The 23,157-nt window shown below is 49.4% G+C and carries 21 protein-coding genes; 17 read left to right on the top strand and 4 right to left on the bottom strand.

The window, feature by feature from the left end:
* Nucleotides 1-15: 15 nt before the first annotated feature.
* Both BLU30_RS07245 and BLU30_RS07240 read right to left on the bottom strand, forming a co-directional pair.
* Nucleotides 16-591, bottom strand: coding sequence for a LemA family protein (locus BLU30_RS07245; RefSeq protein ID WP_090245034.1), 576 nt, complete (start codon nt 589-591; stop codon nt 16-18).
* A gap of 159 nt (nt 592-750) precedes the next feature.
* Nucleotides 751-1,656 (bottom strand): PLP-dependent cysteine synthase family protein, encoded by a 906-nt coding sequence (locus BLU30_RS07240; protein ID WP_090245032.1) that lies wholly within the window; start codon nt 1,654-1,656, stop codon nt 751-753.
* A 157-nt stretch (nt 1,657-1,813) separates the two neighbouring features.
* On the opposite strand from BLU30_RS07240, the gene BLU30_RS07235 reads away from it, so the two are divergent.
* The 3 genes from BLU30_RS07235 to BLU30_RS07225 are packed head-to-tail and all read left to right on the top strand — an operon-like array spanning nt 1,814 to nt 4,629.
* On the top strand, nt 1,814-2,500 hold the full coding sequence (locus tag BLU30_RS07235) for an HAD hydrolase-like protein (protein WP_090245029.1): 687 nt from the start codon (nt 1,814-1,816) through the stop codon (nt 2,498-2,500).
* A 1-nt stretch (nt 2,501) separates the two neighbouring features.
* Complete coding sequence (locus BLU30_RS07230) at nt 2,502-3,257, top strand: class B sortase (protein WP_176770863.1); 756 nt, start codon at nt 2,502-2,504, stop codon at nt 3,255-3,257.
* 34 nt (nt 3,258-3,291) lie between these two features.
* A complete protein-coding gene (locus BLU30_RS07225; RefSeq protein WP_090245024.1) occupies nt 3,292-4,629 on the top strand; it encodes an HdeD family acid-resistance protein in 1,338 nt (445 codons plus the stop codon).
* Nucleotides 4,630-4,688: 59 nt separating this feature from the next.
* Here the strand turns inward: BLU30_RS07225 and BLU30_RS07220 are convergent, their stop codons facing one another.
* Both BLU30_RS07220 and BLU30_RS07215 read right to left on the bottom strand, forming a co-directional pair.
* Nucleotides 4,689-5,177, bottom strand: a complete 489-nt coding sequence (locus tag BLU30_RS07220) for a MarR family winged helix-turn-helix transcriptional regulator (protein ID WP_090245019.1) — start codon at nt 5,175-5,177, stop codon at nt 4,689-4,691.
* 13 nt (nt 5,178-5,190) lie between these two features.
* Complete coding sequence (locus BLU30_RS07215; protein ID WP_090245016.1) at nt 5,191-5,787, bottom strand: HdeD family acid-resistance protein; 597 nt, start codon at nt 5,785-5,787, stop codon at nt 5,191-5,193.
* 253 nt (nt 5,788-6,040) lie between these two features.
* On the opposite strand from BLU30_RS07215, the gene aroB reads away from it, so the two are divergent.
* From aroB to BLU30_RS07145, 14 genes are all read left to right on the top strand, one after another.
* The gene (gene aroB / locus BLU30_RS07210) at nt 6,041-7,111 is read left to right on the top strand and encodes a 3-dehydroquinate synthase (RefSeq protein WP_090245014.1); all 1,071 of its coding nucleotides are present in this window, start codon (nt 6,041-6,043) and stop codon (nt 7,109-7,111) included.
* A gap of 14 nt (nt 7,112-7,125) precedes the next feature.
* Nucleotides 7,126-8,427, top strand: coding sequence for a 3-phosphoshikimate 1-carboxyvinyltransferase (gene aroA, locus BLU30_RS07205; protein ID WP_090245011.1), 1,302 nt, complete (start codon nt 7,126-7,128; stop codon nt 8,425-8,427).
* Complete coding sequence (gene aroC / locus BLU30_RS07200; protein WP_090245008.1) at nt 8,405-9,505, top strand: chorismate synthase; 1,101 nt, start codon at nt 8,405-8,407, stop codon at nt 9,503-9,505. Before aroA ends, aroC begins: the two co-directional genes overlap by 23 nt.
* A complete protein-coding gene (locus BLU30_RS07195) occupies nt 9,481-9,777 on the top strand; it encodes a chorismate mutase (RefSeq protein ID WP_176770862.1) in 297 nt (98 codons plus the stop codon). Before aroC ends, BLU30_RS07195 begins: the two co-directional genes overlap by 25 nt.
* A gap of 183 nt (nt 9,778-9,960) precedes the next feature.
* Complete coding sequence (locus BLU30_RS07190) at nt 9,961-13,389, top strand: pyruvate carboxylase (RefSeq protein WP_090245003.1); 3,429 nt, start codon at nt 9,961-9,963, stop codon at nt 13,387-13,389.
* 483 nt (nt 13,390-13,872) lie between these two features.
* The gene (gene cdaA, locus BLU30_RS07185; protein WP_090245001.1) at nt 13,873-14,730 is read left to right on the top strand and encodes a diadenylate cyclase CdaA; all 858 of its coding nucleotides are present in this window, start codon (nt 13,873-13,875) and stop codon (nt 14,728-14,730) included.
* A complete protein-coding gene (locus BLU30_RS07180; protein WP_242873539.1) occupies nt 14,705-15,922 on the top strand; it encodes a CdaR family protein in 1,218 nt (405 codons plus the stop codon). The genes cdaA and BLU30_RS07180 overlap by 26 nt, the downstream gene beginning before the upstream one ends.
* A gap of 162 nt (nt 15,923-16,084) precedes the next feature.
* A complete protein-coding gene (locus tag BLU30_RS07175) occupies nt 16,085-16,438 on the top strand; it encodes a hypothetical protein (protein WP_143024216.1) in 354 nt (117 codons plus the stop codon).
* Nucleotides 16,439-16,464: 26 nt separating this feature from the next.
* Nucleotides 16,465-17,043 (top strand): VanZ family protein, encoded by a 579-nt coding sequence (locus BLU30_RS07170; RefSeq protein WP_090244993.1) that lies wholly within the window; start codon nt 16,465-16,467, stop codon nt 17,041-17,043.
* A gap of 72 nt (nt 17,044-17,115) precedes the next feature.
* Complete coding sequence (serC, locus tag BLU30_RS07165) at nt 17,116-18,204, top strand: 3-phosphoserine/phosphohydroxythreonine transaminase (protein ID WP_090244990.1); 1,089 nt, start codon at nt 17,116-17,118, stop codon at nt 18,202-18,204.
* A gap of 120 nt (nt 18,205-18,324) precedes the next feature.
* On the top strand, nt 18,325-19,491 hold the full coding sequence (locus BLU30_RS07160; protein ID WP_090244988.1) for a phosphoglycerate dehydrogenase: 1,167 nt from the start codon (nt 18,325-18,327) through the stop codon (nt 19,489-19,491).
* Between the two features lie 7 nt (nt 19,492-19,498).
* Nucleotides 19,499-20,740, top strand: coding sequence for a DUF1015 domain-containing protein (locus BLU30_RS07155; RefSeq protein ID WP_090244985.1), 1,242 nt, complete (start codon nt 19,499-19,501; stop codon nt 20,738-20,740).
* Nucleotides 20,741-20,844: 104 nt separating this feature from the next.
* On the top strand, nt 20,845-22,791 hold the full coding sequence (locus BLU30_RS07150; RefSeq protein ID WP_090244983.1) for a clostripain-related cysteine peptidase: 1,947 nt from the start codon (nt 20,845-20,847) through the stop codon (nt 22,789-22,791).
* Nucleotides 22,792-22,937: 146 nt separating this feature from the next.
* The coding region (locus tag BLU30_RS07145) for a transposase family protein (RefSeq protein ID WP_176770861.1) at nt 22,938-23,157 on the top strand (220 nt) is incomplete at its 3' end.

Below are 23,157 nucleotides of genomic sequence, written 5' to 3'. Positions count from 1 at the left end.
TAGCGGAAATTCGATTTAACTGAAGCTGACTTTAACATTCTGACGTTCTTCTGTGGAATCAACTTCGAAATAAGGTTTTTTGGTAAAGCCAAACATTCCTGCGACGATGCTGGATGGGAACATCTCCACTTTATTATTCAGGTTCTTCACCGAGCCGTTGTAGTATTTACGGGCATTGGCAATATCTTCTTCCACAGCCTTTAATTGTTCCTGGAGATCGATGAAGTTGGTGTTGGATTTTAAATCCGGATAGGCTTCGGCCACGGCAAAAAGGCTTTTCAGGGTGCCGGAAAGAGCATTTTCCTTGGCGAGTTTATCATCGAGATTACCGCTAGATGCACCCATGGCAGCATTTCGGGCGGCAACCACCTTCTCCAGGGTGTCTCCCTCGTGCTTGGCATAGGCCTTCACTGTTTCCACCAGGTTGGGAATCAGGTCATAACGTTTTTTGAGATAAACATCCATGGTAGAAAAGGCTTCTTCCACTTGGTTTTTAAGCTTCACGAGGGTGTTGTGGGTCCCCATGAACCACAGGCCGATGAGAACGATCAACGCCACAAGGACGATGACGACAATAGCAATGGCGTTCATTATAAAACCTCCAATTGGTTTGAAATATCCGAAACAGCCACTCTGTCTCGGAAGTTCCTATGGCTCTTAGTATACTATAGTGAACCACAGCTTTAATCAACCAAAAGGTTGATTTTGAGATGATAATATCACGATTACGTTAAAATATCCAGAAAAACCTTATAGCTTGAATAAGTCTGTACTGAGATACTTTTCTCCCCGGTCAGGGAAAATCACGACAATGAGACCAGAATCAATGGTCTTGGCAACCTCTGCGGCGGCGTACATGGCAGCGCCACTACTCATGCCGACAAAAATCCCCTCTTTTTTCACGATCTGTCGGGCATAATCAAAGGCAATTTCAGATTCCACCATGATGTGCTCGTCGATGGCCTCGGGCTGATAAAGGGCCGGGACAATGGCTTCCTCCATATTCTTAAGCCCCTGGATATAATGGCCCACCACCGGCTGGGCCTCGACGATTTTTACCCCGGGGTTATGGTGGCGCAGGCCCATGCCAATGCCCATAATGGTACCGGAGGTCCCCAGGGAGGATACCAAATGGGTTACCTTCCCCTGGGTCTGTTCCCAGATTTCTTCAGCAGTGGTGGTGTAATGGGCCAGCTTGTTGTATTGATTGCTGAATTGGTCGGGATTGAAATATTGATCCGGGTAACGGGCAACCAGCTCCCGGACCTTACGGATGGCACCGTCAGTTCCTTCATTCGGTGAGGTAAGTGTGACGGTGGCCCCAAAGGCCTGGATCATCTTCCGTCTTTCAATGGAGACGGCCTCACTCATGACGATTTCTACTTGGTAGCCCTTAACGGCGCCAATCATGGCGAGACCGATACCGGTGTTGCCGCTGGTGGGCTCAATGATGGTCTTATCCGGAGTGAGAACGCCTTCTTCTTCGGCCTGTTCAATCATTTTCAGGGCAATACGGTCCTTGATGCTGCCCGTGGGGTTAAAGCCCTCCACCTTGGCCAAAATTTCAACATGGGGGTTTGGGCATAAATGGTTGATTCGGACCATGGGGGTCGAACCAATCGTCTCTAAAATATGGTTATAAACACGTGGGTTCAAAGTCAAAATCCTTTCAAATATTAATATTCTTACTTTCTTATTATAGTATAAAGCCCCGCATAAAAACAACGGTTTACCGAAATTGATGAAGAATTTCTGTATTAAGATTTGTCAGCGGAAGCAGACTATATTATAATGAAGGAAAAGAAGACAGTTTATGCAAGAAAAGGAGGCAGCCATGCGCTACGATTATATCCTATTTGATTTGGACGGAACCCTGCTGGATTCCCGGGAGGGAGTTTGGCGTTCCTTTGAATATGCCCTGGAGCAGTTGGGGCACCCGGAACCCATTATCGCCGATCCAGCGCCCATTATCGGTCCACCCATTGAGGAAGTGTTGGGGGATCATTTTGGATTTGGCCCAGAAGATGTGGTGCGTGGGTATGCCTATTATCAGGAGGCCTATGTGGAAAAGGGCCTGATGTATGGTGATCCCTTTTTTCATGGGACAGAGGAAGCCATTGCCCGGCTGGTTAACTGGGGCTGCACGGTGGGGGTCTGCACCAACAAAGGGGAAAAAAGTGCCCGGGCCATTGTGGCAAATGGTGGAATTGGCCTGACAGCTGAGGATGTGTATGGATATGCCCCGGAAAAGGGGCGAAGTGTGAAGTCGGATATTATTAAGTCCTTCCTGTTGGATAAGGGCTTGACGGAACCCGGCGATTGGAGCACTGCCCTCATGGTGGGGGATCGGTATACGGATATTGAAGGGGCCAAGGATGTGGGCATTGACAGTGTCGGCGTTCTTTGGGGCAATGGAACGACAGAAGAATTTGTGGCAGCCGGAGCCACCGCCGTGGTGGATTCCTACAGCGCTTTGCTTAAGTGGATTAAAGGAGATTAATATGGCAAAAATAGATAAGGCCCCTAAAAAGAAGGGAAAAGCGGGACGGGTCATCATGGATATTGTGGTGGCACTGGTGGTTCTCGCCCTTTTAGGAACAGCGGCCTGGTTGTTATATAAAGAGTTTTTCCCCAATAACACACCCATTTTAAAAATGCAGGTCACCAAGGCGGATAAAACCATTGATTGGGATGCGCTGAGGGCAAAAAATCCAGAAACCATCGGATGGCTCACCATTGATGGCACCAATATCGATACCCCGGTGGTTCAAACTAAGGATAATAACAAATACCTGTATACCGCTTTTGATGGCAGTAACGATGAGCGGGGGACGCCATTTCTGGATATGGATTACAAGTGGGACCCTAAAAGTCAAAACAGCGTAGTTTATGGGCACAGCACCATGCGCAGCGGGGTACCGGTTATGTTCGATGACCTTCTCAATTATGTAAAAGACCCCACCTTTATCCAAAAAAATGGGGCCATTACCTACAACCGTCCCCCGGAGCTGGGTGGAGACGGCACCTGGGCCATTTTTGCTGTGCTAACGGTGGAAGCGGAAACCGATTATCGGCAGATTGATTTTCCGGATCAGGAGCAATTCCAATCCTACTATCAGGGACTGAAGGATGCCAGCATTGTCAAAACTGATGTGACAGTGGCACCTGGGGATGAAATCATTACCCTGTCCACCTGTATTTTCAATACAGGCTTAAGTGATGGGCGTCTGGCTGTTATTGCCAAGCGGGTTAAATAGAAGTTAAACAGGAATTAAATAGGAGGAGAGCGAAATGGAGAAAAGCTGGCAACAAAAAGCCATGGGACTGGCTGCGGGCTTAGTGGTGATTACCGTGGGGATACTATTAGTGATTAAACCCCGCCAATCCCTAGACACCCTGGCGGTAATCATCAGTGTTGGGATCCTGGTCATGGCGGTTAAAAATGGGGTTGGAGCCTTTATCAATCGCCACAAAAGCAACACGGGCCAGGTCCTGGAGACGGTGGCGGAGCTGGCTGCCGCGGCGATCCTGTTTTATTTTCGCTGGGATTTGGGGGGATGGATTCCCCTGGTCTTTGCGGTGTGGACACTCTTTAATGCGGTGGCAATATTGGTCTCAGCCTTTAACTATTTTAAGGATGGGGCACCCAATTATGGAGCTTACTTTGTCATAGGGATCATCACCTTAGTTCTGGGGCTCTTTCTTTTGGCGAACCACTATGCCAATATACTGGCCTTTGGCATTGTCGCTGGGATTTATATTATTTGGTATGGCGTTACCATCTTGTTCGATACCTTTAATGAAGAGCGCACCCAACTAGCCATGTCTGCCGCAGCCAAGAAGATGCAGCGTAAGCTGCGTATTGCCATACCCAGCATTGTGGGGGCTCTGCTGCCCCGAAAGCTGCTCAAGGACTATGATGATAAAATTGCTTCGGAGGATGCCAATGCCTTTCTGCAAAGCCAGAATATCACGGTGGCAGAGAAGAAAACCCTCAACCCCTTCAACGTGGAGATCCTTATTCATCTGTCCAAGAAATTCATGGAATCCTTTGGACATGTCGACCTGATTTTAGGGGATGAGGCCATCTCCTATGGCAACTTTGATGGTCATAGCTATCGCTTAGGGGGGGCCATTAGCGATGGGGTTCTGTTCCGCTGCAATCGGGAGCGGTATCTCTACCAGTCTACCCATCATGATGAGAAGGTGCTTTATGCCTTCAAGGTGGCTTTTAGTGATGAGGAGCTGAAGCAGATTGCGGAAAATTTTGAACGAATGAAGAAAAACATGGTGCCCTGGTATTGCGATACCCAGCTGGCAGAGCAGGGCCTCCTTCCGGAAGGGGATTATGAAGATGTGGCGGATGTCATTTACAAGGGAAACCAGGCCACCTTCTATAAATTTACCAAGGGAACCCTGCGAACCTATTTTGCAGTGGATACCAATTGTGTGAAGGTGGCCGATTCTATTTTTGAGGGAACAGGCTTCGACAAACCGGCCATTCCCGGTATTGTCACTCCCGGTGCTTATTATGAATTCCTGATGCATGAATTGGAAGCCCCGGGAACCAAGGTGTATGAGCGGGTGCTGTACTCCAAGGAGACCATTACGGAAGCGCCTGTAATATAAAGAATGATAAACCGCAAAACATCCCAAAAGAAAAGGGCTTTTGGGATGTTTTGTGAGTTTTATTGCAAATATTCATAGAGTTCCAGCACGACCTTGTTAAAGACCTGCTTTTCTTTTTCAGAGAGATCGGCAAGCTTGGTATCAAAGGCGATGAAACGTTCGGCCCAGAGACTGTCCAGCTGGTTCAGAAAAGTCTGTCCCCGGTCTGTCACTTTCAGCTGGATGGCCCGGCCCAGGGTGGACTTATCCACCAGGTGCTTGTCCAGGAGTTTGGCAACGGTTTTAGAAACCGCACTTTTGGAGACACCCATCTTTTTCGAGAGATCCGTAAGGTTGAGGCTGCCGGCATCAGCTAAAGCCTCCAGGGTTTTGGCCTCTGTGGGATAGAGATAAATATCTCCATCAAACCGCAGGGGCATTTCCATCAGCGTTGCCAGTTTAAGGGCGCAATCCGTAAAATTATTCCGAAGGACTACGGTTTCCGGAACAATAACGACTGGTTTTTCTTTGCTTTTTTTACTTTTACTCTTTTTCTTCTCTTTTTTCATGATCCCTCAGGCCTCAGCTTTTTTTCATGATTCCTTTGACCTTTGACAGGTGGTAAGCCGCACCGCAGCAGGAAATTCCAAAGGTAATGAAGCCAATCCCACTCCAGATGACGATGGTTAAAATGGCCAGAAGTGGTGAGAACATCAGGATAAAGCCTAAAATAATAATAATGATGCCAAGGGCGAGGTTCCATCCCCAGCCACTACTGCTGCCAGCGTTTTTGAGGGCAAAGGCCAAACCGATGGTATTAAAACCACCAAAGACAATGGCAAAACCGACGTAATAAATCAGCGTGCCAGCTGACATCCCAGGGGAAGCCACCAGGATAATGCCAAGGATCAGGATAAGGAGTCCACAGACCAGGTTCCATCCCCAGGCTGGGGTGTTCTTCCGGTTGGCAATGGCAAAATAGCAGGTGCCAATCCCACCGACGAGGAAGGATACGGCAAAGACGATGCTAAGGGCTTCATAGGCCAAACCGGGGCGGAATAACATCCAGATACCGACGCCAATGGCGAGAAGACCGACGATTAAGATCACCCACCAGTGCTTAATGGTTGATAACACTTCTTCTTCTAGTTCTCCAATTGGACCGTTGTTTATATTCATTGTAACGATCTCCTTTCTATATGTATTTACCTTAATCATACTGGATTCAGCTGGAAATTGCAAATGTTTTACATGGGGATAACAAGGGAATGGGGAAATTGTTAAGAAAGAAATTTTTACAGATTATTTTAATTGAGCTGTCCCGGAAGCCTTGCAAAAGCCCACTGTTAATAGTAGAATACTAGTAAAATAGGCGATGTATACATCAGTTACACATTTGTGAATTAATCAAGAAAAGAGGTTGTATAGTTAGATGAAGAAATTAACCTGTACCACCGGAGAAGAGCATCAATACGATATTTTCATCGAACGGGGCATTAAGGACCGCCTCCATGAAATGGATGGCTTGTTTGGCAAATACCGCAATATCGTCATCATTACCGATAAAAATGTGGGTAAACACTATCTGGGACTCATAAAAAAGCAAATGAAGAGCTTTGGAGGCAATGTTTACAATATTGTGATGGAGCCTGGGGAAGGTAATAAGAACCTGACGGCCGTTGAAGGCATTTACAATGAGCTGGTCGCCTACAGTGTCACCCGGTCAGACCTTATTGTTGCCCTGGGGGGCGGTGTCGTTGGGGATATTGCCGGCTTTGCAGCGGCCACCTACCTAAGGGGGATTGACTACGTTCAGATGCCCACCTCATTATTGGCCCAGGTGGACAGCAGCGTGGGTGGAAAAACCGGTGTGGATCTTCCCAGCGGAAAAAACCTGGTGGGGGCTTTTAAGCAGCCCCAATGTGTCATCATCGACCCTCTGTTTCTAGAAACCTTAGATGACCACTTCCTTATGGATGGGATGGCAGAGGTCATTAAGTACGGCTGTATCAGCTCCGGAAAGCTCTTTGTGCGTCTGCTGGGCTATCAGTACCAGGAGGATCTTTTGGAGGATATGGAAGATATCGTGGCAAAATGCGTCCAAATCAAGCGCAATGTGGTGGAGCATGACGAAAAGGAAAGCGGCCTGCGGCGCATTCTTAACTTTGGGCATACCATCGGCCATGTCATTGAAACTTATTTTGGCTACGGCAGCTACTCCCACGGGGAAGCGGTGGCCATTGGAATGTACAATATTACAAGAATGACCGTTCGGGAAGGGATTACCGACCCTGAGGCCCTGGAAAATCTAGCCGTTATTTTCGACACCTACGGCCTGCCCTACGAAATGCCGGAAATGGATTTGGACCGGGTACGCCAAATTTTAGATACGGATAAAAAGATGGAGGGGGATGTTTTAAATCTCTGCGTCATGCCGAAAATCGGCAAGGCCGAGATTGTAAAAATCCATAAAAGTAAAGCCATCCAGCTTTTTACAGCATAAAGACAGGATTAAACGTGAAAGCACAAAAAATCATATCACAAAAACCGGGGGGATGCATTGTCATCCCCCCTTCTAAAAGTGTTAGCCATCGGATGGTCATGGGAGCGGCTTTGGCAGAGGGCACCAGTGTTCTCCGCAATGTTCAGCTGTCCGAAGATATTCAGGCAACCTGCCAGGCTATGGAGTCTTTGGGTGCCATCATAACCATAGAGGAAGAGGGTCCCCATCGGGTTACCCTTACCATCACCGGGGCCTTTGAGCCCAATGCCGCCGGTAAAACCTTCGACTGTAACGAATCCGGCTCTACCCTGCGTTTTTTAATTCCCCTTTTGGCTTTAAATGCCCAGGATACCCGGGTAGTGGGTAAGGGACGCTTGGCTGAGCGTCCCCTGGAGCCCTATTTTGAGATGTTTAAAATCCAGGGAATTCCCTATACCTTAGAGGAGGAGGGCAAAACCCTGCCCCTACGTTTTAGTGGACAGCTCTGCCCCGGAGTCTTTAAGGTCCGGGGCGATATTTCATCCCAGTTTATTACAGGCCTGCTTTACGCCCTGCCCTTGCTGCCTGGGGAATCGACCATTGAGGTGACCACACCCCTGGAGTCCATCCCTTATGTGGATATTACCCTGGAGGTGCTTAAGCGCTTTGGTATTACTATCCACCATGAGGATTATCAGCGCTTCACCATTTCCGGGAATCAACATTTCCGGGCCGGGGATTTCCGGGTGGAGGGGGATTACTCCCAGGCGGCCTTCTGGCTGGTGGCGGGTATTCTAGGAAAGGGTTTAACAGCCCTGGATTTACCCCAGGACTCCTGTCAGGGGGATCGGGCGATTCTGGAGATTATCACCCAAATGGGCGGTCAAATTACATGGAAGGATGGGGGCGTGATTGTCACACCCGGGGCTACCCGGGGAACCACCATCGATGTGGCCCAGTGCCCGGATCTGGTGCCTGTGCTGGCGGTGTTGGCAGCATTATCTGAGGGAGAAACCCGAATCCTGGGAGGCGAGCGTCTGCGCTACAAAGAATCAGATCGGCTGTCGGCTGTCAGAGCGGTCCTGAGTACGCTGGGGGCAGCGGTGAGGGAAACCCCGGATGGCTTGATTATTAAGGGGGTATCCCGTCTCCACGGCGGTCAGGTGGACAGTTTTAACGACCATCGCATCGCCATGGCCACGGCGGTGGCCAGCGTGGCCTGTGATGGGGATATTATACTGACCCGCCCGGACTGCGTGAAAAAATCCTACCCGGAATTCTGGGAGGTATGGAATGAAAAAGGAGGTGTAGCCAGTGGGATCGACCTGGGGGAATAATATTAAAATATCCGTTTTCGGAGAATCCCACGGTGTGGCTGTTGGGGTCGTCATTGACGGGCTGCCCCCGGGGATTGCCCTGGATGAGGGGGCTATTGCCAAGGAAATGGCCCGGCGCTCCGCCAGTGGAAAAAATCTGGCTACACCAAGGAAGGAAGCCGACGTCGTGGAAATCATCAGTGGCACCTTTAATGGCTACACCACGGGGACGCCCCTGACGGGCATCATCACAAATACCAACACCAAGTCCAAGGACTACAACCGCAATGTTCTGCGCCCCGGCCATGCGGATTATACCGCCTTCAGCCGCTATAAGGGATTTCAGGATCACCGGGGAGGAGGGCATTTTTCCGGGCGGCTCACTGCCCCAATGGTCTTCGCCGGGGCGGTGTGTAAGCAGGCCCTGGCCCAGTGGAAGCCAGGGGTAGGTATTGGCAGCCGCATCGTGGCCATTGGCGGCGTATCGGATGTGGCGACACTTCCTGTGGCGGCCTATGGTCAGATGACCTTTGATAATCCGGAGATTCCGGTCTACGATGGGGCCCTGGAAGCCGCCATGCGGGATGAAATTCTGGACGCCATGGCCGAAGAGGATTCCGTTGGCGGTATTGTCGAGGGCTTTGTCACTGGCTTACCCGCCGGGGTGGGCGATCCCATTTTTGATACCATGGAAAGTCGGCTGGCTTCCATTTTATTTGGGGTACCGGCGGTGAAGGGGGTGGAGTTTGGAACCGGCTTTGCTATGGCCTCGGCCCGGGCCTCAGAGATGAACGATGCGTTTTATCTGGAGGATGGTGAGGTAGTTACCCATACCAACCACAACGGGGGAATTAATGGCGGCATTACCAATGGAATGCCCCTGGTCTTCCAGGTGGCCTTTAAGCCAACCCCCTCCATTGCCGCCACCCAGCACACCGTAGATATCGCAGCGGGGGAAGAGGTCGTGAGCAGTATAGAAGGACGTCATGACCCCTGTATCGTCATAAGAGCCTGTCCGGTGGTGGAGTCAGTCACGGCTTTATGCATTTTAGATTCATTAATGGGAGCAGAAAAATGGATGCCATTCGAAGCAAAATAGACGCAATAGACCGACAGATGGCCGCTTTGTACGAACAACGCATGGCCTTAGCAATGGATATTGCTGAATATAAATACAGTAATGATGAAAATATATTCGATTCTGAACGGGAAGCGGCCGTGGTGGAGAAGAATCTTAAGTTTCTTAAAGATTCCGGGTTTGAAAATTATTACATCGCGTTTCTTCACTTTATCATGGACCAGAGCAAGGAGGTTCAATCCCAATGGATTGAAAACCAAAAAAAGAACAATGAAAGCCATGGTGCGGAATAAGGCGGGGTCATGAGTGACCAGTTTGTATAAAAGATAACAGGATTCAAGAAGAACCCTTTGAAAATTACAATCGCTTTCATTCCGTAGAGTGGCATTTACCCCTTTCTTTTTGAAGGGGTTTTGTTTATAATGGATGTTAAATATTTATTCAAGCAAACTATAACCAAGTCAGGAGAAACGAAGATGAAGAAATTTAAAAAGGTACTCATCGCCAATCGCGGTGAGATTGCCATCCGAATCATCCGGGCCTGCCAGGAATTGGGAATCCAAACCGTGGCCATCTATGCGCCCGAAGATAAAATGTCATTATTTCGGACAAAGGCGGATGAATCCTATATGATCGCTGGGACTGGCGGCCCTGTGGAAGCCTATCTGGATATGGATAAAATCATTGCCCTGGCGCTAAAAAAGGATGTGGACGCCATCCATCCAGGCTACGGCTTCCTGTCTGAAAACCCAGTCTTCGTCCGGAAGTGTGAAGAAGCCGGCATCACCTTTATCGGACCCTCCCACACCATGATGGAACAGATGGGGGATAAGATTCAGTCCAAAATTATGGCAAAATCATGTCATGTTCCCACCATTCCAGGGGTGGAAAAGCCCATTAACTCCGATGAAGAAGCTGTGGAATTTGCCAAGGTGGCAGGCTTCCCCATTATCTTAAAGGCAGCTGCTGGCGGCGGTGGCCGGGGGATGCGAATCGTCCGGGAGGAAAAGCACCTCCTCAAGGAATACCATTCGGCAGTCAGTGAGGCCACCAAGGCCTTTGGGGACGGCACCATTTTTGTGGAAAAATATCTGGAAGAGCCTAAGCATATCGAAGTGCAGATCCTAGGGGATAGCTACGGCAACGTGGTCCATCTCTTCGAGCGGGATTGCTCCATTCAGCGTCGTCATCAGAAGATCATTGAATTTACCCCATCCTTAGCCATCACTGAAGAGCAGCGCCAGGCCATTTGTAATGATGCCCTGCGTCTGGCCAAGGCAGTAAACTACCGCAGTGCGGGAACCATTGAATTCCTGGTGGACAAGCACGGGAACCACTATTTCATTGAAATGAATCCCCGGATTCAGGTGGAGCATACCGTTACGGAGCTGGTCACTGGCATCGACCTGGTCCAATCCCAGATTCTGGTGGCCCAGGGTTATCCCCTGGATTCCGATGAAGTTGGTGTTAAAAGCCAGGATCAAATCAGCACCCGGGGATATGCCATCCAGTGCCGGATTACTACAGAAAATCCGAAAATGCATTTTATGCCCGATACCGGAACCATCGATGTCTATCGGACAGCCAGTGGGGCAGGGATTCGATTAGATGGCGGTAATGGTTTTACAGGGGCAGAAATCACCCCCTACTACGACAGCCTCCTGGTGAAATCCACCGCTTACTCCCGGACCTTTAACGATACCCGGAGAAAAGCCCTGCGTGCCTTAAAGGAAATGCAGGTGGAAGGGGTGGAAACCAATAAGGATTTCCTGATTAATGTTCTGGAGCATGAAGAATTTAAAAAAGGAAATTGTGACACCAAATTTATCGACGATCATCCGGAGCTGTTCAACATCCAGGAAACCACCAGTCCGGAATACAATGCCATTCGCTATATTGGGAACATGGTGGTTAATGAAACCCTAGGTGAAAAACCAGATTTTGAAGAACCGGATATCCCAGTGATTCCTGAAGACGTGTCCTTAACAGGGACTAAACAGATCCTGGATGAAAACGGACCAGAAGGTCTGGTGGAGTGGATTCACAGTCAAAAACGACTGCTGGTGGGGGATACCACCATGCGGGATGCCCATCAGTCTCTGGTGGCCACCCGGGTGCGCAGCCGGGATATGATTAAGATTGCCAAAGAAACCGCCTACCTGGGTCGGGACCTCTTCGCCCTGGAAATGTGGGGGGGAGCGACCTTTGATGTGGCCTATAACTTCCTCAAGGAATCCCCCTGGCGTCGTCTGGATGAGCTGAGAAAGCGCATTCCTAATATCATGTTCCAAATGCTTCTTCGCGGGGCCAACGCTGTGGGCTATAAAAATTATCCCGACAACGTGGTACGGCAATTTATCCGGGAATCCGCCGCCAGCGGCATCGATGTTTTCCGGATTTTCGACTCCCTTAACTGGATGGAGGGCATGAAAGTCTCCATTGAAGAAGTCCTGAAGACGGGTAAGGTGGCCGAGGTGGCCATGTGCTATACCGGGGATGTCCTGGACACCAGCAAAACTAAGTACAACATGGACTATTACATCAAAATGGCCCATGAAATTGAAAAGACCGGGGCTCATATCCTGGCGATTAAGGATATGTCTGCGCTTTGTAAGCCAGTGGCAGCCCGGAACTTAATCCGAGCCTTGAAGGAAGAAGTCAATATGCCCGTCCGCTTCCACACCCACGACACCGCCGGTAACGGCGTGGCAGCCAATATTATGGCAGCGGTGGGTGGTGCAGACATCGTTGATGCCGCCTTCTCCGGAATGAGTGGACTGACGGCCCAGCCTTCCCTGAACTCCCTGGTGGCAGCCCTGGCCCATACCTCCCACGATACCGGGCTTAACGAGGACGACCTCCAGCAGCTCTCCGACTACTGGGCAGGCATCCGTCCCGTCTATAGTAAGTTTGAATCCGGGATGACCTCCAGCAGCACCGAAATCTACAAGCTGGAAATCCCTGGAGGTCAGTACTCTAACCTTAAGAGTCAGGTTGAAAGCTTTGGTCTGGGTCATAAGTTTAAGGATGTCAAGGAAATGTACCGGAAGGCTAATCTCTTGCTTGGGGATATTGTCAAGGTAACCCCATCATCCAAGGTGGTGGGTGATTTAGCCATCTTCATGGTCCAGAATGATTTAACCCCGGAAAATATCCTTCAAAAGGGTAAGGATTTGGCTTTCCCCAATTCCGTTGTGGATTTCTTTAAGGGAATGATCGGCCAGCCTGTGGGTGGCTTCGATCCCGATCTCCAGCGGATTGTATTAAAGGGTGTGGAACCCATCACCGTACGTCCAGGTTCCCTGCTGCCGGATGAAGACTTCGATGGCATCCGGGAAACCTTTAAGGAAGAATTCGGCATTGACCTGACGGATCGGGAAGTGCTGTCAGCAGCGCTGTACCCCAAGGTCTTTAAGGATTACGTTACCTTCTTCCAGGATTATGGTGATTTCATGCGGATGGACAGTCATGTCTTCTTCCACGGTCTTAAAGAAGGTGAAACCTCTGAGGTGGAAGTCGCCAAGGGGCGCCGTCATATCATCAAACTGGTTAAGGTCGGTATGCCTGATGATGAAGGCTTCCGCCCGGTGACCTTCGAAATTGATGGCTTCCGTCGCCAAATTTACATTGAAGACGTGCGCAGCCTCTCCTCCAAGCAGAAGAGCACCATGCTTAAGGCTGATCCTAAGAATAAAAAAGAAATTGGCTCACCCATCCCTGGGACTGTGTTAAAGGTTCTGGTGAACGAAGGGGATGTTGTGACTGAAAATCAAGCCCTAGTCATTGTTGAAGCGATGAAAATGGAAACCGAAATCGTCGCCTCCCAGGATGGTGTCATCAAGAAGATTACGGTAACTGAAGGACAAAAAGTTGAATCCGGAGAATTGATGGTGACCCTGGATTAAAACCTAAAAAATAAGACCAGCCTCTCGGTAGTCCCACCTGGGATTTCCGATTGAAGGCTGGTCTTATTTTTCGGTCTGAGTTTGCATGTTTGGTGGTCTCAGTCCCTTCTATAAGATGATTTAATTGAATGGTACAGGGAAGGTCATGATATCAAGGAGATGATTCTACTGAATTGTCCAATGGACCGGCCAGGCCAGTGGTTTCAACCTTCTTACGATTTCCGAAATTAGAAATGCTGTCCGAAGTATCCCCCGCTGCCGATTCGGTTATGGTCACGAATTCGATCATCTAAAGTTTTACCATTATCCCTATTCAATTAAGTACCTACAGTATAGCACGATTTGAATAAATGTAAACGGCTATCCTGTAAAGGAGTGTATCAAAATTGTAAAGATTTGGGATGAAGTTTTAGAAAATGTTTGATGGATTTTATGTGTCCTTAGTGTATAATTAAAGTATTACGAAGTTAGGAAAAATGACATATGGAAGAATTACTGGTTTATATTCAGTCGCGGGTGACCTTCGTCAATATCATCGAGGTTGCCATCATCGCGTTTTTTATATATGAAGTTTTGATGTGGATTCGGGGAACCCAGGCTGAACAAGTGGCGAAGGGTATCTTCGTCCTGTTAATCTTAGCACCTCTCAGTTCATGGCTGGGCTTTACTACCCTGTCCTATTTGCTGAACAATCTCTTTACCTGGGCCTTTATCATCTTTGTCGTTGTTTTTCAGCCGGAGCTTCGGTCGGCACTGGAGCAAATTGGAAATCGGGGGTTCTTCGATCGCTTCACCAAGACCAAGGAGAAAGTAAAAATCGAAAAGGACATCCGGGAGATTACTGAGGCTGTAGAACACCTTTCCGGCAGCCGGATTGGTGCCCTCATCGTCTGTGAAATGAACACCGGTTTAAACGACATCGTTGGGACAGGCATCGTTCTGAATTCGGACATCAGCACCGAGTTGTTGGAAAATATCTTTACCCCCAACCGCCCCCTCCACGACGGGGCAGTTATCATTGATTTAAAAAATGGAAAAATCCGGGCAGCGGGGTGTCTTCTGCCACTGACGGATAACCGAAAGCTGGATAGTGAATTGGGAACGAGGCATCGTGCCGGAATTGGTATTTCAGAAAAATCCGATGCCCTTACCATCATCGTCTCAGAGGAAACCGGCATCATTTCTTACACTGAGCGGGGTGGGATTACCCGGATGCTCACCAGTGAGGATTTGGAAATATTGTTGCAGGATCGCTTCACCAAGAATGAAGACGACGAGGAGGATGACAAAAAAGGGAGCATCTTCGGGAGGAAGCATGACGAATCAAAAGAAAAAGCATAAGGCGAATGAAAAAATAATTCGGATGGTGCTGGCTATCTGTGCGGCTATCGTGCTTTGGCTATACATTAACGGCAGCTCCATCGACCTGGTGACCCAGGACCTTAGCAGCATCCCGGTGACCTTTACCAACCTGAATGTGCTGGAAAGCAAAGGGCTGACCCTGAATGATAGCCGCAGCTACTACGTCAACCTGCGGGTGCGGGGGACAGAGAAAAACCTGGATAAGCTGGACCCCACAGAAATCTCAGCCCAGGTCGATTTAAAAGACATTGACGAGGCCGGAAATTATAATCCCGAAATCGTGATTCAGGGCTTATCCAACTCCGTTATTTTAGAGGAGGTCAAACCCGCCACCCTAAGCCTTCAAGTGGATCGCTTTAATGATAAAGATTTTTCCGTCACCGTGAACACCGACGGAAAGCCTGCAGATGATAACGCCGTGGTTTCCGCTACCACCGATGAGCAGGTGACCATCGACGGCACCAATGAGGATTTTGCAAAGGTTAAATCCGTGGTGGCCGTGGTCAATGTACAGGGCCTCACCGAGGACTCTATTCAATACGCCACAGTGAATGCCTACGATGAAAATGGTAACAAAATTACCGGATTGGATATCGAGCCCCGGGCTGTTCGGGTCAATATCATCATTGGCAAAACGAAAACCGTCAAGATCAAAGCCCCCTCAATCACCGGGGATGTGGCCACCGGGTATAAAGTGACGGGCGTCACGGTCACTCCGGATAATAAGCTCATTGGCGGCAAGCAATCCGCCCTGGATGCCCTCTCTGAGCTGTCCGTGGAGAACGTCGGTGTCACCGGAGCCACCACCAACGTCACCAAAGAAGTCAAGCTTAAGCTCCCCGATGGCGTCTATTTCATGGATGGCCAGGACTCTGTTACCGTCAGTGTCAACGTCGAAGAAGAGGTGGAAAAAAGCTACACTGTCGATTCCATTGAAACCCGAAACGTTGGTCAAGGCCTGGCTGTGGCTAAAATACAGGACTCCTCCGTCGTCGTCAAGATCAAAGGGACTGCCTCGGAGTTGTCAAAGATTAAGGGGACGGATATTTTAGCCTGGATTGACCTCTCCGGCAAAGCTGCCGGTAAATACGATATCCCCATCCAGATTAAAATTCCGACTGGCACCTTGGAAAGCGTATCACCGGATAAAACCTCGGTTACCTTAAATTAAAAGATAACGTACAAATCATTGAGCCTCGGTTCCTTTTGGGACTGGGGTTTTATTTTTTGTGTTTATGAGCCACTGTTTTTGCAGATACTATTCTTGAAAACCTAAGCTTTTCCGCTTATAATAGAATGATTAAGATCAATACATATAAAGGAGCGAAGGATAATGCCAAGACCAAAAGGAAGCAGAAATAGAGGAACTCGGGTAACGGTAAAAGTGAAGGCAGGGGCATCCATTGCCGAGCAATTGGCACAGGTTGGTGTGGAACTGGAAAAGCAAGAGGCGCTGATGGCGGCTCTGGGAGCGGATGTGGATAAACTGGCTGCATCATTGAAGGAGAAAAAGGCTGCTTACCGGATTGCAGGGCGGACAGTGGCGAAGCTGACCAAAGAAAAGGAAGCCCTGGCAGAGCAAGAGGCAGAGGCGGCCCGTGTGGCGGAAGTGGAAAAGCTGGCGGAGGCCATGCTATCCAGTGGGAAGTCCACAGACGAGATTATGGCCTTTTTAAACCAGGCGTAAAGTTTATATAAGGGAAGAGATATGGAATGACGCGTTTGCTGAATGTGCTGGTTCTTGTATGGCAGGATGTGCTCCGGGATTTTTTGCTTTACTTTCCCACAGGGGTGGTTATTGCCGTGGCGGTTTGTGTTGCCTATGCCATTGTGGTGACACGGCTGGGTCATGACAAGGTGCAGCTTAAGGCGTTAGTGGTTCTCTTTATATTGACGGTTTACGTGGTGGGGGTGCTGTATATCACCCTCCTTTCCCGCCGGGCCCAGGATTTAGATTATTATGATTTATCCTATTTGTTTATCACGGTGTCCCGATCCGTTTATTCCGTGGCTCAGATGGCAGAGAATGTTTTGCTGTTCTTTCCGCTGGGCTGTTTACTGCCAATGGCCCTGCCCCGGAAGTGGCGCAGGGCTTGGCTTATTGTGGGAGTGGGCTGTTTGTTCAGCGGGGCTATTGAGCTAATCCAGCTGGTGACCCACCGGGGAGCCTGTCAGATTTTTGATGTGATGATGAACACCGGTGGGACTTGGGTGGGGTATTTATGCTGGTGGTTGCTATCTCCCAAATCCTGCAAAGGATTTTCACCAAAAAACCACCGGGGGTTCTTGTAATGTTTCATTCTGTAAATTATAATGGAAACACCCCATAAAGGGGTGTAATTTTTTTCCAAGGAGGAATTAACTGTGGAAAGAGTCTACAATTTTTCTGCCGGCCCATCTGCTTTGCCGGTAGAGGTACTCGAACAAGCTGCGGCTGAAATGGTCAACTATCCTGGTGCGGGCATGTCCGTCATGGAAATGAGCCATCGTTCTGCGGCCTTTGCAGACATCCTGGCGGAAGCCAAGGCACTGTACAAGGAACTTATGGGCGTTCCGGACAATTATGAAATCCTGTTCTTACAGGGGGGGGCATCCACTCAATTCGCCATGGTGCCGCTGAACCTGATGAACAAGAATCATAAAGCAGACTATATCTTAACGGGGAACTGGGCCAAGAAGGCATTTCAGGAAGGCAGCCGCTATGGGGATGCCCAGGCCATTGCATCGTCTGCGGACAAAACCTTTAGCTACATTCCGAAGTACACCCCGGAAATGCTGCGTAAGGATGCGGATTATCTGCATATTTGTGTGAATAACACCATCTACGGCACACGTTTCCGTCCGGACAATCTGCCGGAAACTGGAGAGATTCCACTGATTGGGGACATGTCTTCCAACATTCTGTCAGAAGTGTACGATGTCAGTAAGTTTGGTGTCATTTACGCTGGAGCTCAGAAGAATATGGGGCCAGCCGGTGTCTGTGCCGTCATCATCCGCAAGGATCTGGTGGGGGATGCCATGGATTTCACACCGACCATGCTGAACTACGCTACCCATGTGGAAAATGATTCCTGCTTCAATACACCCCCTTGCTACAGCATCTATATCTGTAAGCTGGTATACGAATGGGTGAAGAAGAATGGCGGCGTGGCCGGCATGGAAGCCATTAACCGTGAAAAGGCAGCAAAGCTCTACAATTACCTGGATAACAGCGCTCTCTTCACCGGGACCGTGGTGGCAGAGGACCGCTCTCTGATGAATGTGCCCTTCATTACGGGGAATGCGGATTTGGATGCGAAGTTTGTGAAAGAATCCAAGGCCGCGGGCTTAGAAAACTTAAAGGGTCACCGCTCGGTTGGTGGGATGCGGGCTTCCATTTACAATGCCATGCCCATGGCAGGAGTGGACACCCTCATCGACTTTATGAAGAAGTTCGAAACAGAAAACAAATAATAACATCAGGCTGAACACCAGGACCGGATGGCCGGTCCACATAATTCGCGCGTAGGAGAGACTGGGTTGTATCGAAGTTGGCCAGATCTGCTGCGGCGTTATGAAAGGATAACTATTAAAATGAATTACAATATTAAGACCCTGAACAATATCTCTAAACGAGGTTTGAAGCTTTTAACGGAAAACTACCAGGTGGGGGATGACATTGAGAATCCCGATGCGATTTTGGTGCGCAGTGCCAAAATGCACGACATGGAGATCCCGGAAACGGTGAAGTTTATTGGACGTGCCGGGGCGGGTGTCAACAACATTCCCCTGGAAAAATGCTCAGAACAGGGCATTGTGGTCTGTAACTCACCTGGGGCCAATGCCAACGCCGTGAAGGAGTTGGTGGCCTGTGGGATGCTGATGTCCTCCCGTAAGGTGGTGGATGGTATCGAATGGGCCAAGGGCCTGACGGACAGCGAGGATGTCGGCGCTGACGTTGAATCCGGGAAAAAAGCATTTGCAGGGCCAGAACTGTACGGCAAAAAAATGGGAGTCATCGGCCTGGGTGCCATCGGTGTATTGGTGGCCAATATGGCGGTTGACTTTGGCATGAAGGTGTATGGGTATGACCCTTTTATCTCCATTAAACATGCCTGGGGGTTAAGCAGAAAAGTAAAACGGTCCTCCAGCATTGAAGCCGTATTTAAAAATTGTGACTATATTTCCATCCATATCCCATATATGGAACAGACGAAGGGCTTTGTCAATGCCGATTTACTGGCCAATTGCAATAAGAACCTGCGTCTGCTCAACTTTGCCCGTGGCGGCTTGGTGGATAACAAGGCTTTGGCGAAGGCTTTGGAAGAAGGCCGCCTGGCTGCCTACGTCACGGATTTTCCCAGTGCGGAAACCCTGGCGATGAAGAATGTCATCAATGTCCCCCATTTAGGAGCGTCGACGCCAGAAAGTGAAGAAAACTGTGCCACCATGGCGGTGGAAGAAATGCGGGATTTCTTAGAAAATGGGAACATTGTTAATTCGGTGAACTATCCGGATTGTACCATGGGTGAATGCAGCAGCGTACACCGCATCACCGTGGCCCATAAAAATATCCCTAATATGATTGGCCAGATTACCACCGTGCTGGCCAAGGAAAATATCAATATTTCGGATATGACCAATAAGAATAAGGGCGAATATGCCTATACCATGATCGACGTGGACAGTGAAGTGACCGATGTGGTGAAGCAGGAGCTGAAAGCGATCGAAGGCGTGACCCGGGTTCGGGTTCTGAAGTAGGCCCATTATGGCAACCATTAAACCCTTTAAGGCTGTCCGGCCTTACCCGGATAAGGCTGCAGATGTCGCAGCCTTACCCTACGATGTGTATAACCGTGAAGAAGCGGCAGCGGCAGCCCGGGGAAGGTACGACTCCTTCCTACGGGTGGACCGTCCGGAAACCACTATGGACCCCAGAATGGATCTATACGATCCGGCGGTGTACATTCAGGCAAAGAAGAACCTTCAGAAGCTCTTTGAGCGCAAGGCGATTTTTAAGGATACTGCCCCTTATTTGTACGTGTATGAGCTGATCATGGATGGGCGCAGCCAAACCGGCTTAGTGGCCTGTACCAGCATTGATGAATATTTAAATGATACCATCAAAAAGCATGAGCTCACCCGGGCAGATAAGGAGGCGGACCGAATTCGCCACGTAGATGCCCTGGATGCCAATACGGGTCCGATTTTCTTAACCTATCGCAGCCAAGCGGCCATTAACACCATTATTGATGGGGTGAAGGCAGAGGCACCGGTGTACGACTTTACCGCAGAGGATGGGGTAACCCATCGGGTATGGGTCATCGATGACGCAGATGCCATCACCACCTTGGTGGACGCCTTTGGCGGGGTAGACAGTCTGTATATTGCCGATGGCCATCATCGCAGTGCCTCTGCGGTAAAGGTTGGACTGAAGCGTCGGGAGGAAAATCCTGGCTATACAGGGGATGAGGCGTTTAACTATTTCTTATCCGTCCTCTTTCCCGACGAACAGCTGAAAATCATGGATTATAACCGTGTGGTAGCAGACTTGAATGGCATGACGCCAGAGGAATTTTTGGCGGCCATTTCAAATCAATTCGAGGTGGAAAAGGTGGGAACCACCCCGGTCCACCCCAGTGCCAAGGGAACCTTTGGAATGTTTTTGGGAGACACCTGGTACAAGCTGACGGCTAAGGAAGGCAGCTACGATGTCGAAGATCCGGTGAAGAGCCTGGATGTGGCCATTTTACAGGATAATCTGCTCATTCCCATTTTGGGGATTGAAGATATCCGGACGGATAAGCGCATCGACTTTGTCGGAGGGATTCGCGGCCTGGGCGAGCTTGAACGCCGGGTACAAACGGATATGGCCCTGGCCTTTTCCATGTATCCCACGGCGATTTCAGAGCTCATGGCCATTGCCGATGCCGGGCTGCTCATGCCCCCAAAATCCACCTGGTTTGAACCGAAACTGCGCAGTGGATTATTTATTCACACTTTATCTTAGGTCTTTTGCACCCTTTCATCGTATTTTACGGTGAAAGGGTTTTCTTTTTGCAGGGGGGTCGGTATAATGTAGAAAATTCTAGTAAATACGAAAAGGGGTATTCCATGAAAAAAAGACTGGGAATCTTAGGTATCCTTCTCTTGCTGGCCGTTTTGCTGGCAGGCTGTGGGAGTGGCGGAAGTGGAACTCTTTCCACCGAGGATGTGGGGACGAAAAAACCGACGGGTGAGAAGAGTAAGTGGGCGGTGTATTGGTATTGCTGCGGCAGCGACCTGGAAAGTGAGTACGGCGCTGCAACGGCAGACATTGAAGAAATGCTGGGTGCCAGCATTGGTCAAGAGGTCAAGGTAGTGATCCAAACCGGAGGGGCCGCCCAGTGGCAGAACGATGTCGTGGATGCGTCTAAAATTGAGCGTTACGAATTTGGAAGCGATGGCCTGAATTTAGTGGATCAGCAGCCCCAGGCGGATATGGGTGAAGCCGGGACCCTCCAGTCCTTTTTATCCTTCTGCCAGAAAAATTATCCGGCAGATAACACCATGCTGTTATTCTGGAACCACGGCGGCGGCAGCGTCTCTGGGGTCAGCTTTGATGAAAACTACGATTATGACAGCTTAACCTTAAAGGAGCTGGATACCGCCATTGGCAGCGTCTATGGCTCTGGGCAGAAGCTCAGCGTCATTGGAATGGACACCTGTTTGATGGCCACCCTGGACAATGCCAATATCATGAAGAAATATGCCAATTATCTGGTGGCCTCTGAGGAGCTGGAGCCTGGCAATGGTTGGGAATATACCAAGTGGCTCTCCGCCCTGGGTGAAAACCCGGATATCAGTGCAGTGGATTTAGGAAAGGCCATCTGTGATGCTTTTGTAGAGGGCTGTGAGGATGCCGGAACCAGCGACGAAATCACGCTGTCTGTCACGGATTTAAGCAAGGTAGATGCCCTGGTATCCGCTGTGGACAGCATGGGTACGGAGGTTCTCACCAAAGCGGCAGGGAACAGCAAGGTCGTGGGCCAGTTTGGCCGGAGCGCCCGGGCGGCTGAAAATTACGGCGGCAATAACGACGAGGACGGTTACACCAATATGGTGGATTTAGGGGATTTAATGAAGAACGCCGATGATCTCATTGCTGCCACGGATAAAAACGTGCTTTCTGCCCTGGAATCCGCAGTGGTGTACAAGGTGAACGGCCCCTACCGGAGCCAGGCCTCGGGTTTGTCCACCTACTACTCCTACGATGGGGATACCGACAGCCTGGCGGAGTATGCCCAGGTGGCAGCCAGCCCCAATTACACTCGGTTTATCCAGTACTCCCTGGGTGAGGATGTCTCAGCAGAGGTTTCCCAGTCCACGGGGGTAGCAGATGTTCAGACGGTCCAGGGCTTTAATCAGCAGCTGAATCTGAGTATCGATGGTGATGGCTATATCAACCTGAAGCTGGATCCTGCAGGATTAGATTCTGTATCCAGTGTGACCTTTGACCTCATCTACATGGATGAAGGGGCCAATGAAATGGTGTTTATGGGGACGGATAACGACATTGATGCCAACTGGGACACCGGCGTATTCAAAGACAATTTTCGGGGCGTCTGGGGGGCCATGGATGGTCAGTACGCCTATATGGAAATCACCTACGAGGGAGATGACTATAATCTGTACACCGTGCCCATCAAGCTCAATGGGGAAGAAACCAACATGACGGTTTCCTATAGCTTTAAAGATGAAAAATTCAAGATTTTAGGTGTCAGCGACGGGATTGATGAAAATACCGGGATGGCGGAACGAAGTCTGAAAGAGTTGAAAAAAGGCGATGAAATCATCCTGCTGTCCTATGCCATGAGCATGGATGACGGCAATGATGAGCTGTATGAATATGAATCTAAGCCCATCAAATACAAGGGGGATACTCAATTTGAAGAGGTGGAGCTGACCAATGGAGATTATGCCTATACCTTTAACGTCAAAGACACCACCGGGAAGACGGTTTCTTCGGATTACGCTTATATCAACTACAATGATGGGGATATTACCTCATCCCTTGAATAACGGCATATTGGATGCAATAAAAAGGTTCTATAATAAATGTTGGGGTGAGAACCACCTCAGCATTTATTATTTTTAAAAAAAATGAGCATGAGTGGTTCATATCCGTTAGAATAAAGCGACCAGACCATATTCAAGGAGGAACCATCATGCTCAATAAAGATTATACCAATGAATTACTCGGATTGGAAGGGGTAGAAGTAACGAAAATCGATAGAAAAGAGGCGGCCATTCACATCCATCTACAAATGGAGAGGAAACCCCATATCTGTCCGTCCTGTCATACCCAGACCACCTGTATCCATGATTATCGGACGCAAAAGGTGTTAGACGGCGCAATCCGTCATCAGGCGATGGTGCTGTTGATCC

Origin of the sequence: Eubacterium barkeri (assembly GCF_900107125.1) — a bacterium.
In the GTDB taxonomy this organism is placed as follows: Bacteria; Bacillota; Clostridia; order Eubacteriales; family Eubacteriaceae; genus Eubacterium_O; species Eubacterium_O barkeri.
The sequence above is the reverse complement of the archived record's forward strand: the minus strand, read 5'-3'. Positions and strand labels throughout refer to the sequence as shown.

What these genes read in the sequence shown, in the direction of transcription:
- BLU30_RS07235 (WP_090245029.1), top strand. Translation starts at nt 1,814, where the DNA reads ATGCAAGAAAAGGAGGCAGCCATGCGCTACGATTATATCCTATTTGAT.
- BLU30_RS07155 (WP_090244985.1), top strand. Translation starts at nt 19,499, where the DNA reads ATGGCAACCATTAAACCCTTTAAGGCTGTCCGGCCTTACCCGGATAAG.
- cdaA (WP_090245001.1), top strand. Translation starts at nt 13,873, where the DNA reads ATGGAAGAATTACTGGTTTATATTCAGTCGCGGGTGACCTTCGTCAAT.
- BLU30_RS07215 (WP_090245016.1), bottom strand. Translation starts at nt 5,787, where the DNA reads ATGAATATAAACAACGGTCCAATTGGAGAACTAGAAGAAGAAGTGTTA.
- BLU30_RS07245 (WP_090245034.1), bottom strand. Translation starts at nt 591, where the DNA reads ATGAACGCCATTGCTATTGTCGTCATCGTCCTTGTGGCGTTGATCGTT.
- BLU30_RS07170 (WP_090244993.1), top strand. Translation starts at nt 16,465, where the DNA reads ATGACGCGTTTGCTGAATGTGCTGGTTCTTGTATGGCAGGATGTGCTC.
- aroB (WP_090245014.1), top strand. Translation starts at nt 6,041, where the DNA reads ATGAAGAAATTAACCTGTACCACCGGAGAAGAGCATCAATACGATATT.
- BLU30_RS07150 (WP_090244983.1), top strand. Translation starts at nt 20,845, where the DNA reads ATGAAAAAAAGACTGGGAATCTTAGGTATCCTTCTCTTGCTGGCCGTT.
- BLU30_RS07160 (WP_090244988.1), top strand. Translation starts at nt 18,325, where the DNA reads ATGAATTACAATATTAAGACCCTGAACAATATCTCTAAACGAGGTTTG.
- BLU30_RS07190 (WP_090245003.1), top strand. Translation starts at nt 9,961, where the DNA reads ATGAAGAAATTTAAAAAGGTACTCATCGCCAATCGCGGTGAGATTGCC.
- BLU30_RS07195 (WP_176770862.1), top strand. Translation starts at nt 9,481, where the DNA reads ATGGATGCCATTCGAAGCAAAATAGACGCAATAGACCGACAGATGGCC.
- BLU30_RS07220 (WP_090245019.1), bottom strand. Translation starts at nt 5,177, where the DNA reads ATGAAAAAAGAGAAGAAAAAGAGTAAAAGTAAAAAAAGCAAAGAAAAA.
- BLU30_RS07180 (WP_242873539.1), top strand. Translation starts at nt 14,705, where the DNA reads ATGACGAATCAAAAGAAAAAGCATAAGGCGAATGAAAAAATAATTCGG.
- BLU30_RS07225 (WP_090245024.1), top strand. Translation starts at nt 3,292, where the DNA reads ATGGAGAAAAGCTGGCAACAAAAAGCCATGGGACTGGCTGCGGGCTTA.
- BLU30_RS07230 (WP_176770863.1), top strand. Translation starts at nt 2,502, where the DNA reads ATGGCAAAAATAGATAAGGCCCCTAAAAAGAAGGGAAAAGCGGGACGG.
- BLU30_RS07175 (WP_143024216.1), top strand. Translation starts at nt 16,085, where the DNA reads ATGCCAAGACCAAAAGGAAGCAGAAATAGAGGAACTCGGGTAACGGTA.